Genomic DNA, 12155 nt, shown 5'->3' with positions numbered 1-12155 from the left:
CCGCAGGCGGGGGAGTGTTTCGTTTGCGTTATGACCAGGTGTCATGCGGGATGTTTGCGTCGAACTGCAGATGAAGGCCGCCCTCCCAGCGACACTTTTCGATCAATGCCTGCAGTTCTTTGAGCGTATCGCCTTCGATGGGGCGGCCGTCGTACAGAAGCGCGACAGGAAATCTTCTGCCCGCCGGTCTCAGCGGCTTCATTCTTCTTGGTCATCGTTTTCTTTTTTTGCGACATTTTCCTTTACGGAAAGAGTTTCTGCTTCCTCCTCCGAATAGAGAAGATCCAGCTTCTCGAACATATTCAGATAAAGTCCTGCCAATGCGTCCTTATCGATCCTATATGGCGCATTTGTGCGGCATCCATTCGCTTCCTGCTCCTTTCTGAAAAGACCCCACTTCATTCGATACTCTTTTTCCATGAATCGGTCGATGTCTGTCCAGTGTGCTGTCTCGCACAGTTTCCAAACGGCAGGGAATATTGAGCGCATGAAGTCCTGATATGTATTTCATGACGACGCTCCTTTCCTGTGGCAGGCGACCCTGCGCTTGCCATGTCTCCTCTTGCTGTTCATATTATAGCATCTTCGCTGGCTTTTGGTCATTCCATTGTACATTAAGCAGAAAGGGCAGATCAAGGCAGCGCGCCCTGCCGACCGAGGTGCAGGAGAAGTACATCGGCCGCAGGAAGTACAGCGATATCGAGCTGGAGGACGATGAGAAAGATCCGCGTGCACAATATTTTGCTTGCTGTAAGCTGTACGCATAATGACCGTAGGTGGAGGCTGGTACGCAGCTTACATTGTCTTGTTCCGAAACAGTCGCATGGCGAGGGGCAGCGTGAAGGCGGCGATGAGGAGCAGGGGGATGTAGTCGCCGATGAGGTCGGCGGCGACGGCGCCCTCCAAGTAGACGCGCCGCACGGCCTCGACGGCGAAGCGCAGAGGGTCGATGTAGGTGAGGATCTGCAGGATGCGCGGCATGTTGGCGACGGGCGTCGCTATCCCTGAGAGAAGGGCGAGCGGCAGCAGGAGGACGAAGAGGTAGACGAGGACTTGCTGCATGCTGCGTGCGACGGCGGAGACGCACAGCCCGATGCCCGTCGAGCTGAGGATGAAGAGGAAGAGCGTCAGATAGAGCGTGAGGAAGGAGCCGGCAAACGGAATCTCGAACCAAAAGAGGGAAATGAGCAGGAGAAGCGTGCTCTGCACAAGTCCGATGAGCATGGGCGGAAGCGCCTTGCCGATGAGGATCTCCACGGGGGCGAGCGGCGTGACGAGAAGCTGATCGAAGGTGCCTTGTTCGCGCTCTCTGGCGATGGAGAGTCCGGCGAGCATGATGACCTGCACGAAGGAGATCATGGCGATGATGCTCGGCAGGAAAGTCCAGCGCGTGATCTGGTTCTCGTTGTACCATGTGCGGCTCGTCAGTGTGATGGCGGGCATGGCATACAGTCTCTCTGCGTTCCAGCGCGCGATGATGGCTGCTGCATAGCCTGTGGCGAGCGTCGATGTGAGCGCATTGCGGCCGTCGGTGATGACCTCGACAGGGGCGGCCTCGCCGCGTGCGATGTGCGCTTCAAAGTCTGTGGGGATGATGAGCGCCATGAGAATGGTTTCGGAGTTGATCAAAGGCTCAATCTCGGCAGGGACGGCAAGCGTCGCCGTGCGCGAAAATGCGGGCGAGCCGTCGAAGTGCGCGAGCAGGCTCTGCGAGGCTTCACTTCTCGAAGTGTCGACGACGGCGTAGGGTACGGAGTCGAGATTGTAGTTGGCGACATAGCCGAAGAGCAGCCCCTGGGTGAAGACGGGCACGATCAGAGCGATGCGCATGCGCGGATCTTTCAAAATGGCCAGAAGCTCCTTGTGCCCGAGGTAGTAGAGATGTGTGAAGAAGATGCGGATGCGCTGCATGTTCATTCTCCCACCTTCTTTCGCGTCAGATGAAAGGCAGCGCCGACGAAGAGTGCGGCAAAGCTCGCAAGCACGGCTGTGTTTTTGATGATGAGCGGCCAATAGTTTCCCGTGAGCAGCAGAGACTTCAACATCTGCAGGAAGTAGGGCATGGGCAGGAAACGGCTGATGATGCGGATGCCGAGCGGTGCCGTATGCAGATCGTAGAGAAAGCCCGACAGCATGATTGTGGGCAGGAAACTTAGAAGAAGCGCCATCTGGCATGCGAGAAATTGATTCTTCGTCATGGCGGAAATCACGAGTCCGAGACCGAGTGCCATGACGAGGTAAAGCATCGTCGTGCCGAGAATCAAGATGAGGGAGCCGCGCATGGGAAGCTCGTAGAGCAGGTGTCCGGTGATAAGGCACAGGATCATGCCCGTCATGGCGACGAGGAAGTAGGGAATCATCTTGGCGAGAATGAGTTCGAGGCGCTGCACGGGCGTGACGAAGAGCGATTCGAACGTGCCGCGCTCCCATTCGCGCGCCATGACGACGGAGGTGAGGAAAACGCCGACGATGGTCAGGACGAGCATCAAGAGGCCTGGAACGAAAAACCATGTGCTCGTGTTGGCGTCGTTGAACCAGACGCGGCTGACGATTTCGGCGCGCCCGACGTTTTGTTTCGCCAAGGAGCTTTCTGCCGCTTTTTTCAGCACGACCGACTCGAAGTAGCCCTGCGCCGAGGCGGCAGTCGTCGCCTCGATGCCGTTTAGCAGCAGCTCGATTCTGGCCGTGCCGCGAGGAAGATTTCGACTGAAATCCGTGGGGATGATGAGGACGGCGTCGACTTCGCCGCGCCGCATCATCGCTTCCGCTTCCTGTTTCGAGTGAACGTAGGCAGGGGCGAAATAGTCGCTGCCGTCGAGAAAACGGACGGCGGCGCGCGCCGTGGGCGAGCTGTCTTCCAAGGCGACGGCGGTACGCACGTTTTTCACGTCGAGCGACAGGCCGTAGCCGATGATGAGGATGAGGGCGAGCGGCAGGACGACGCCGAGCAGGATGCTGCCGCGGTCGCGTTTCATCTGCTGAAATTCCTTGCGCGTGAGGGCGAAGAGCCGCCGAAGAAAAGCACGGAAATTCATCTTATTGCCTCCTCCCGTCTGCGCGCTTCTTCCACGATGCGGATGAAGACATCGTTCATGTCGGCAGCGGGCATCTTCATGCGCGCGCGGATCTCGGCGGGGCTGCCGAGGACGAGCATCGTGCCGTGATCTTGGATGAGGATGCGCGTGCAATATTCGGCTTCCTCCATGAAGTGCGTCGTGATGATGACCGTCGTGCCCCTCTTTGAAAGCGCGTCGATCTTCTGCCAGAAGAGGCGGCGCGCACGCGGGTCGATGCCGCTCGTTGGCTCGTCGAGGAAGAGGAGCGGCGGCTCGTGCAGGAGCGCCGCCGCCATGGCGAGCCGCTGCTTGTAGCCGCCGGGAAGATCGCCCGCGCGGTCGTTCTTGCGCTCTTTCAGATCGAATTCGGCGAGGACGGCTTCGATGCGTGCGGCAAGAGCCTTGGGACGAAGCCCGTAGATGCCGCCGAAGAAGCGCAGGTTTTCGAGTGCCGTGAGGTTCTGATAGAGGGAGAACTTCTGCGCGACGTAGCCGATCTGTGCGCGAGCTTCCGTGCGTGCGCGCGCGAGGTCGACGCCCGCCACGCGCAGTTTGCCCGATGTCGCGGGCAAGAGGCCGCAAAGCATGCGGAAGGTCGTGGTCTTGCCTGCGCCGTTCGGTCCGAGGAGACCGAAGACTTCTCCTTTATACACTTGGAACGAGGTGTTGTTAACGGCCGTGAAGTCGCCGAATTTTTTTACGAGGTCGCGCACCTCGATGATGGCGGAGCGCTTTTCTCCCGAAGCGGCGTCTTCCAACTGCGCCTGTGCCGCGCTTGTAGGCGATGTGCCGAATATGCTGTGCAGGGGGCGGCGCACCTCGTCGGGAGTCCCGACGGCGAGGATGCGCCCGCGATCAAGGAGGATGACCTTCTGACAAAGAGCCGCCTCCGACATGTAGGCGGTCGCGCAGAGAACGGAAAGGCCGGCTTCTCTCGCCTGCTCTTGGAGGATTTCCCACAGTTCGCGCCTCGACAGGGGGTCGACGCCGGCGGTCGGCTCGTCGAGCAGCAGGAGGTCGGGCGAGCGCACGAGGGTGCAGAGGAGTCCGAGCTTCTGCTTCATGCCGCCCGAAAGATTGCCCGCGAGCCGACCGGTGAACGGAGTGAGTCCCGTCATGTGCAGGAGGCGCGGGAAGCGCTTGTGCCGCTCTTCTTGCTCTATGCCGTGCAGATCGGCGTAGAGCTGCATGTTTTCCTCGACGGTCAGATCTTCGTAGAGACCGAACTTCTGCGGCATGTAGCTGAGGCGGCTCTGCACCTTCTGCGGCTCTTTCGTGACATCGTGTCCGAGGACGAGGAGATCGCCCGCCGTCTTGTCGAGCAGCCCCGCGATGAGCCGCAGCAGTGTCGTCTTGCCCGCGCCGTCCGGGCCGACGAGCGCCGTGAGCTCGCCTGCGGACACCGAGAAGTCAAGACCTCTGAGTGCTGTGACGGTGCGGGCGTTCTTCGGCGTGAAGGTCTTGACGAGTGCCGTGGCCTCTACTGCGGGCGTGCTTTTGCTCCTCATAGGTCTATCCGCGCATTCACGGGCATGCCGAGGCGCAGGCGGTTGTCGGGATCGTCGACCGAGATGCGCACTTCGTAGACGAGGGATGTCCGAAGATCCTCGGTCTCGACCGTCTTGGGCGTGAACTCCGCTGTTGATGCAATGAAGCCGACCGTCCCGGTGAGCGGATTGTCGGCTTCGCTCGTCGTCGTGATGAGCGCCTTCTGTCCTTCGTGGATGCGGCTGAGATCGGTTTCCGATACATAGACGCGCACCTGCTTGCGCTCGATGAGGGAGAGCTTGAAGACAGGCATGGCGGGCGAAGCCATGTCGCCGACTTCGAGGAGGCGCGAGCGGATGACGCCCGCCGACGGCGCACGAAGCTCGTACTGCGTGAGCAGGTGGGCGAGGCGCTCCTCTTCTGCGCGGAGTGCGTCAAGCGTCGCTTCCGCCTGTTGGATGTCCTCGCCTCGTGCGCCTGTACGCGCTTCTTCGAGTGCAGCTTCGGCGGCTCTCGTCTTCGCTTCGGCGGAATCGGCTGCGGCGCGCGCGTTGTCAAGCTCCTGCAGGCTGATGCCCTCGCTCGTCTCGTAGATTTCCAACATGCGTGCGTAGATGCCCCTGGCGTTGGCGGAAGCGGCCGCTGCGGCGCGCACGTTTTCCTGCGCCTGGAGGATCTCTTCACTGCGCGTGCCGTTTTTCAGCTTCTCCAAGACGGCCTCCTGCGCCTTGGTCTGCGCCTTTGCTTTTTGCAGGTTCAGTGCAAGTTCCGCCGAGTCGAGCCGTGCGAGAAGCTGGCCCTCCTCGACAGAATCGCCTTCGTCCACGAGGATTTCAGAGAGACGTTCGCTCGGACGGAAGGCGAGAGTGACCTCGCGGATGTCGACGTTGCCCGATAGCCTGAGGTGCGCTGCACGTTCGTGCTGCATGGCGTATTCGTGCGCATGATAGAGGTACGCGCCGCTCCCCGCTGCGAGCAGCACGAGAGAGAAGAGTAGGAGTTTTATTCGCGTCTTCATGGAGAATTGCCTCCTTTGCTTGCAGGATCTATGCGTATGTCCTCATCATAGCAGATTGCATAGGTGACTGCAAATGAATCATATTAAGGAAGCTCGCACACGGAATTTTTTCATAATCTATGAAGGATTTGTAGCATTAGAAAAATTTTTATGTTATAATTGGGACTGTGAACCTAGGGATGTAAGAATTGGTTTTCAAGCGAAGGAGTGCAGGCGGAATGCTGAAGAAGTATGCAGTAGACCAGCTCAAGGAAGGCATGGTCGTCGGACAGGCAGTCTATAAGGAAGATATGTCTGTCCTCTTGGGAGAGGGTACGGTGCTCAATCAGCAGATGATTGACTCCTTGTCTGAGAGGAACATTGTCTCCGTGGAAATTCGGGAAGAAGGCGGGGAAGAAGGTCCATCTCCCATGCCTCAGAAGCCGCAGGGAGTGCAGGGGGCAGCCGCGAAAATCATTCCGCTGAAGGAGCCGATTCTCGACGAAGGGTACGTCAAGGACTATGACGATTGCTTCATCGAGCTGAAATCCCTCTTTGAAGTCACGAAGGCGCACGGCTCTGTCGACAAAGATTCAGCAGAAACTCTGGCACAGAACATCCTGCCGCTTTGTTCGGGTGCGAAAGCTGTCGCGCACATCCACAACATGACGGCGAAAGGTGAGTACACCATCCATCATAGCCTCCATGTGGCTATTTTGGCAGGGCTTATGGGCAAGTGGCTCAAGATGCCGCAGAAAGATCAGCTGCGCCTCATTACGGCGGGCTCTCTCATCCTTATTGGCAATTTGCGCATCGAGCAGGCGATGCTCGACAAGGAGGGCGTCTTGACGCCTGATGAGCGCAAGATCATGCAGGAACATCCGAAGTTCGGACATGAGCTGATCATGGCGGGAGGCTTGGGCGAGGACAAGGAGATCGCCGAGGCTGTGCTGCAATATCATGAGAGAGGTGATGGTTCGGGCTATCCGAGAGGTCTCGTCAAGGAAGAGATCGGCAAATTCGCACGCGTCCTCGCCATCATGGACATGTACGATGCGATGGCGTCGGACCGCTCCTACGCGAAGAAACGCTCGCCTTTCGAAGTGTTTAACATTTTGTCGGACGACATCATGAATGGGCAGCTCGACACGGAATTCGGTTTCCGTTTCATTCGCCGCGTCTGCCATTCCTTGAACGGAAATTGGGTCAAGCTTTCGAATGGCGAAGCGGGCAAGATCATTTACATCGACGAGTCACGCCTCGCGGCACTTCCCGTCGTGCAGACGATGGATGGCGAGTTTATGGATCTCAACCTGCGCACAGATGTCAAGGTCGAGTATCTGCTGACGAGTCGCGAGATTGAGGAAGAATGAGCGGCAGGTATCCGCAGGAGTGGAAAGCGGAAGGTCTCCCGGCATTTTCTTGACAAATAAAATACGCCTTGCTATAATACCTTGAGGTCGATGCAGAATGATGATGGTTTGTATTGCTGATGCAAACGCCGCGATGGGCAGGGGCGTTTCTTTTTCGTTTGTCACGACGGCAGAAGCGCTTGACGCCGAGCCGGAGGATTGCCGCATAGAAGGGCCTGTCGAGATCACGGGCGAAATTCTCTGCACGGGCGAGGCCTACCGGCTCACGGGCTGTGTGCGCTGCAAAAGAAACGCCGTCTGCGATCGATGCCTTGAGCATTTCTCCGCTGAGGAGAGTTATGCGTTTGATGAAGAAGTCCGACGAACGGACGACGAAAGCGGTCTTTCTATCGTTGACGACAAGATGGACATTTCGCCGCTGATTCGGGATACGCTTCTTGCTGCTCAGCCGATTCACAATGTTTGTCGGCCGGATTGTCTCGGGCTTTGCCCAAAATGTGGTGCAAACCTCAATGAGGGTGAGTGCGGCTGTGACCGTGCTGTGCCTGATCCGAGGCTTGCGGCTTTGGAGCAGCTTTTGAAGAAGCAGAAGATTTGATGCACACAGTAAGGAGGTGTTTCCCGAATGGCAGTACCTAAGCGTAAGATGTCGAAAGCCCGCCGCGATTCGCGCCGTGCGAATTGGAAGCTCACAGCTCCCGGCTTCGTTTCGTGCCCGCAATGTCATGAGCCGAAGATGCCCCATCGTGTTTGCCCCGAGTGCGGTTACTACGATGGCAGAGAAGTCGTTGCTGCGGACGAGTAAGAAATTTGGGGTGAGCAGGATGTAAGTGATTATGTCCTGCTCATTCTTTTATTTTATATTCTTAAAAGGAATTATCGCAAATACAGCGAAGATACTAGAATGAGGCATGTGTCTGGGGAGGAAAGATCGTTCGTGAAGATTGCAGTGGATGCCATGGGCGGGGATTATGCGCCGGAGCAAATTGTCTTCGGTGCAGTTCGGGCTGCGAAGGAATATGGCTGCGAGATCGTTCTTGTCGGGGATGAGAAGAAGATCATGCGAGTCCTTGCCAAAGAGGAAGGCTGGCAGAACTTGGGCATTTCTGTGCTGCACGCGAGCGAGGTCATAGAGATGGGGGAACATCCCGTCACTGCCGTGCGCAAAAAGAAGGACTCCTCCGTCGTCGTCGCGACGCGGCTCGTCAAGGAAGGTGCCTGTGACGCCGTGCTCTCCGCTGGCTCGACAGGCGGCGCAGTGGCGGCAGCGCAGTTTATTCTCGGACGCATTGCTGGCGCGGATCGCCCGACAATCGCGACGCCGATGCCGACGCCAAAGGGCGTGACGCTCCTCCTCGATTCGGGAGCGAACGTCGACAGCAAGCCCAAGCATCTCGTGCAGGGCGCCATCATGGGCGCGCTTTACGCCGAGCATGTCTTCGGCATAGCGAAGCCGCGCGTCGGTCTTTTGAACATCGGCGAGGAAGAGACGAAGGGAAATGAGCAGGCGCAGGCAACGTACCCGCTATTGAAGTCCATGACGACGGTGAACTTCTGCGGCAACGCGGAAGGGCGCGACATTCCCAAGGGGAATTTCGATGTCGTCGTTTGTGATGGATTTGTCGGTAATGTTGTGCTAAAATTTGCGGAGGGGTTGGCGAAGACGCTCGTGCGTCTCGCGAAGGATGCCGTGAAGAACGGCGGGATTCTCGCGAGGCTCGGCGCGTTCCTATTGCTGCCGGCGCTGAAGAAGCTCGGCAAGACGATCGACGTGTCGGAATACGGCGGTGCGCCGCTTCTTGGCGTGCGCGGCTGCTGCCTCATCGCGCATGGCTCGTCCAACGCGAAGTCCATCGCAAGCGCCATACGTGTCGCCAAGGACTACGTGGAGAGCGACGTCCTCGCTCATATCAAGGAGAATCTGGCACGTGAAGAGGCTTTGGACGACGGTGGGAAGTGTCCTGCGGCGAACGGGGAAGGGCCGGCCGCAGAAGCCGTCCGGTCGTGAGATGGGTGTATAGGAGGATCAGGGATGTTTGAAGAAAATCGTATTTGTCAGATGCTGCGGATAAAGTATCCAATCTTCCAGGGAGGCATGGCTTGGATCGGCACGGCGGAGCTTGCTTCTGCCGTCTCGAACGCCGGGGGGCTTGGCATCATCGGCGCCGGACACATGCCGCCCGACGTCCTGCGCGCGGAAATTCAAAAGTGCAAGGGCTGGACCGAGAAGCCGTTCGGCGTCAACATCATGCTCATGTCGCCCTTCGTCAAGGAGGTCATGCAGGTCGTCGTCGATGAACGCGTGCCCGTCGTGACGACGGGAGCGGGCAACCCCGGCGCGTACATCCCGGCGCTCAAGGAGATCGGCAGCAAGGTCATCCCCGTCGTCGCTTCCGTCGCGCTTGCCAAACGCCTCGTCAGGACGGGGGTTGACGCGCTCATTGCTGAGGGGACGGAGTCGGGCGGGCACGTCGGCGAGATCACGACGATGGCGCTCGTGCCGCAGGTCGTCGACGCCGTCGATGTTCCTGTCATCGCGGCGGGCGGCATCGGTGATTCGCGCGGCATGGCGGCGGCGTTCGCCCTCGGCGCATGGGGCGTGCAGATGGGCACGCGCTTCGTACTGTCGAAGGAGTGTATCGCGCACGAAAACTACAAGAAGTTCGTCCTGAAGGCGCGCGATCGCTCGACGGTCGTCACGGGGCGCTCGACGGGGCATCCCGTGCGCGTCCTTGCGAATAAGCTCACGCGCGAGTTCGAAGAGATGGAACGAAGAGGCGCTTCGACGGAAGAGCTCGACAAGCTCGGTGTAGGCAAGCTCAACCTCGCGACGCACAAGGGCGACGTCGAGAACGGCTCCGTGATGATCGGACAGATTTCGGGCATGCTCAATGATATTTTGCCCGTCGCAGACATCATCCATAACATCGTGGAGGGGTTGCCCGGTGCCGTCAAAAGCGCCGAGGCGCATTGCAAATAAAGGCAAAGAAGAGGTGTTCAGCTAAGGAAGCGCTGATAAAATGAAGCCGCCCAGATTTGCGCAGATGCGTGAAGGTGGCTGGCTGAATGTATCAGCCATTCCTAAAGGAAAGAGAGGTCGGTTCGATGAACAAGCTCGCATTCGTATTCCCGGGGCAGGGCGCCCAGCAGGTCGGCATGGGCAAGGATTTCTACGAGAAGTATGATGTAGCGAAGAAATTGTTTCGCGAGGCGGACGAGGCGCTCGGCTATTCCATCATGGAGATGTGCTTCAATGGCCCGGAAGGGGATCTGCGCCTGACGGCGAACACGCAGCCGGCGATCCTCACCGTCAGCGTGATCGCGAACGAGATCCTCAAGGAGCATGGAATCCAGCCCGAGATCACGGGCGGACACAGCCTTGGCGAATACTCGGCGCTCGTCGCAGCCGACGTGCTCGACTTCTCCGATGCCGTACTCCTCGTCCATAAGCGCGGCTCCTTCATGCAGGAAGCCGTCCCGGTCGGCGAGGGCGGCATGGCAGCCGTCATGGGGCTTGAGCGCGAAAAGATCGTCGAGGTCTGCGAGAAGGTCTCGGCGGACGTCGGCGCCGTGCAGGCGGTCAACTTCAACTGCCCCGGGCAGATCGTCATCGCGGGAACGATGGCGGGCGTCGAGAAGGCGGCGGCTCTCTTGGGCGAGGCGGGCGCGAAGAAGAGCGTGATCCTGCCCGTCAGCGCGCCGTTCCACAGCACCTTGATGCAGCCGGCAGCAGAAAAACTCGCTGCAGAACTTGACAAGGTCGAGATCCGCGATGCGAAGATCCCCGTTGTCGCCAATGTCTCGGCTGAGATCCTCACGAAGGCAGCAGACATCAAGGAGAGTCTCGTCAAGCAGGCAGCAAGTCCCGTGAAGTGGGAGGACTGCGTCTTGAAGATGAAGGAATTCGGCGCGGACACCTTTGTCGAGGCGGGTCCCGGCAAGACGCTTTGTGGCTTCAACAAGCGCATCGACCGCAAACTCACGAGCATGAACGTCGAAAATCTGGAAACTTTGCAAAAAACGCTTGACTATTTCAGGGAGGTTCGCTAATATGCTTTTAGACGGCAAGACGGCGCTCGTGACGGGCGCGTCGCGCGGCATCGGACGCGCTATCGCCCTCTGCCTCGCGGCTGAGGGCGCACGCGTTGCCATCAACTATGCGGGTAATGTCAAGGCCGCCGAGGAAGTCAAGGCTGCAATCGAGGCGGCGGGCGGCACGGCGATCCTTTGCCAGGCGGATATTGCAGACAGCGCGGCTGTCGAGGCGATGGTCGCCAATGTGGTCAAGGAATTCGGCACGATCGACATCCTTGTGAACAATGCTGGTATCACGCGCGACACCTTGCTCATGCGCATGAAGGATGAGGACTTCGCGAAGGTTCTGGATACGAATCTCAAGGGTGTGTTCTACTGCACGAAGGCGATCTCAAAGCTCATGATGAAGAAGCGTTCGGGCCGCATCGTCAACATGGCGTCCGTCGTCGGCCTCGTGGGCAACGCCGGACAGACGAACTATGCGGCAGCAAAGGCTGGTGTCATCGGCTTCTCGAAGTCGGCGGCGAAGGAACTCGCGTCGCGCGGCATCACGGTCAACGTCGTCGCGCCGGGCTTCATCGGTACGGATATGACGGCGGGATTGCCGGAATCCGTCAAGGAGAAGATGCTCACGGACATCCCGCTCGGCAGAATGGGAGAGCCGGAGGATGTGGCGAGTGCCGTCCTTTTCCTCGCATCGGATCAAGCGTCCTATATCACGGGACAGGTCGTCAATGTAGACGGCGGCATGGTCATGTGATATAAATATAGAGGGAAACATTGAAAAAGGCAGTGAATCCCGAGAAGAGGCAACGGAGGGAGGTGAATTGTAGTGGCGACTTTTGATAAAGTGAAAGATATCGTTGTGGAGCAGCTCGGCGTTGAGGCGGATGAGGTTTCCATCGATTCTACTTTTATTGACGATCTGGGAGCAGATTCCCTTGACATCGTTGAGCTCATCATGGCATTCGAGGAGGAGTTCGGGATCGAGATTCCGGACGAGGCAGCGGAAAAGATCAAGACCGTTCAGGATGTCGTAACTTACATTGACCAGCACAAAGAAGACGAGGGCAAGTAAATCCCTGTGCTCGTCTTGCCTTTCTTGAAGAAAATCCCGTGAAGTTTCTTCACGGGATTTTCTCAAGGAAGCGATGATAAAATGAGGTCGCCCAGATTTGCACAGATGCGCTGTATCTATCGAGGAGA

Annotated in this window: 14 protein-coding genes; 8 read left to right on the top strand and 6 right to left on the bottom strand. The window is 58.3% G+C overall.

The genetic code is table 11. The annotated features are described in order from the left end of the window. Window positions 1–28: 28 nt before the first annotated feature. From QZ177_RS08775 to QZ177_RS08750, 6 genes are all read right to left on the bottom strand, one after another. On the bottom strand, window positions 29–202 hold the full coding sequence (locus tag QZ177_RS08775) for a hypothetical protein (RefSeq protein ID WP_009644913.1): 174 nt from the start codon (window positions 200–202) through the stop codon (window positions 29–31). Then, window positions 199–420, bottom strand: a complete 222-nt coding sequence (locus QZ177_RS08770; protein WP_232208142.1) for a hypothetical protein — start codon at window positions 418–420, stop codon at window positions 199–201. Before QZ177_RS08770 ends, QZ177_RS08775 begins: the two co-directional genes overlap by 4 nt. Before the next feature lie 375 nt (window positions 421–795). Beyond that, entirely contained in the window at window positions 796–1917 is a 1122-nt protein-coding gene (locus QZ177_RS08765) for an ABC transporter permease (RefSeq protein ID WP_294176929.1), read from the bottom strand. Continuing rightward, complete coding sequence (locus QZ177_RS08760; protein WP_294176927.1) at window positions 1914–3035, bottom strand: ABC transporter permease; 1122 nt, start codon at window positions 3033–3035, stop codon at window positions 1914–1916. Before QZ177_RS08760 ends, QZ177_RS08765 begins: the two co-directional genes overlap by 4 nt. After that, entirely contained in the window at window positions 3032–4564 is a 1533-nt protein-coding gene (locus QZ177_RS08755) for an ATP-binding cassette domain-containing protein (protein WP_294176925.1), read from the bottom strand. The genes QZ177_RS08760 and QZ177_RS08755 overlap by 4 nt, the downstream gene beginning before the upstream one ends. Then, window positions 4561–5562 carry an HlyD family efflux transporter periplasmic adaptor subunit gene (locus QZ177_RS08750; RefSeq protein WP_294176923.1) on the bottom strand — a complete coding sequence of 334 codons (1002 nt, stop codon included), beginning with the start codon at window positions 5560–5562 and terminating at the stop codon, window positions 4561–4563. The genes QZ177_RS08755 and QZ177_RS08750 overlap by 4 nt, the downstream gene beginning before the upstream one ends. Window positions 5563–5780: 218 nt before the next feature. Between QZ177_RS08750 and QZ177_RS08745 the strand changes: the two genes are divergently transcribed. From QZ177_RS08745 to QZ177_RS08710, 8 genes are all read left to right on the top strand, one after another. Next, window positions 5781–6914 carry an HD domain-containing phosphohydrolase gene (locus tag QZ177_RS08745; RefSeq protein ID WP_294176921.1) on the top strand — a complete coding sequence of 378 codons (1134 nt, stop codon included), beginning with the start codon at window positions 5781–5783 and terminating at the stop codon, window positions 6912–6914. A 97-nt stretch (window positions 6915–7011) separates the two neighbouring features. Next, a complete protein-coding gene (locus QZ177_RS08740) occupies window positions 7012–7512 on the top strand; it encodes a DUF177 domain-containing protein (RefSeq protein ID WP_294176919.1) in 501 nt (166 codons plus the stop codon). Window positions 7513–7539: 27 nt separating this feature from the next. After that, on the top strand, window positions 7540–7719 hold the full coding sequence (rpmF, locus tag QZ177_RS08735; protein WP_009644988.1) for a 50S ribosomal protein L32: 180 nt from the start codon (window positions 7540–7542) through the stop codon (window positions 7717–7719). Window positions 7720–7851: 132 nt separating this feature from the next. Then, complete coding sequence (gene plsX / locus QZ177_RS08730; protein ID WP_265070160.1) at window positions 7852–8922, top strand: phosphate acyltransferase PlsX; 1071 nt, start codon at window positions 7852–7854, stop codon at window positions 8920–8922. A gap of 24 nt (window positions 8923–8946) precedes the next feature. Next, window positions 8947–9894, top strand: a complete 948-nt coding sequence (gene fabK, locus QZ177_RS08725) for an enoyl-[acyl-carrier-protein] reductase FabK (RefSeq protein ID WP_294176915.1) — start codon at window positions 8947–8949, stop codon at window positions 9892–9894. A gap of 125 nt (window positions 9895–10019) precedes the next feature. Further along, the gene (gene fabD, locus QZ177_RS08720) at window positions 10020–10964 is read left to right on the top strand and encodes an ACP S-malonyltransferase (RefSeq protein ID WP_294176979.1); all 945 of its coding nucleotides are present in this window, start codon (window positions 10020–10022) and stop codon (window positions 10962–10964) included. Window position 10965: 1 nt separating this feature from the next. Continuing rightward, window positions 10966–11709: a 3-oxoacyl-[acyl-carrier-protein] reductase gene (fabG, locus tag QZ177_RS08715; protein WP_009644971.1), complete on the top strand. Its 744-nt coding sequence runs from the start codon at window positions 10966–10968 to the stop codon at window positions 11707–11709. A 72-nt stretch (window positions 11710–11781) separates the two neighbouring features. Next, window positions 11782–12027, top strand: coding sequence for an acyl carrier protein (locus QZ177_RS08710; protein ID WP_006191257.1), 246 nt, complete (start codon window positions 11782–11784; stop codon window positions 12025–12027). Window positions 12028–12155 lie beyond the last annotated feature (128 nt).

Origin of the sequence: uncultured Selenomonas sp. (genome assembly GCA_905372355.1) — a bacterium.
Classification (GTDB): Bacteria; Bacillota; Negativicutes; order Selenomonadales; family Selenomonadaceae; genus Selenomonas.
The sequence above is the reverse complement of the archived record's forward strand: the minus strand, read 5'-3'. Positions and strand labels throughout refer to the sequence as shown.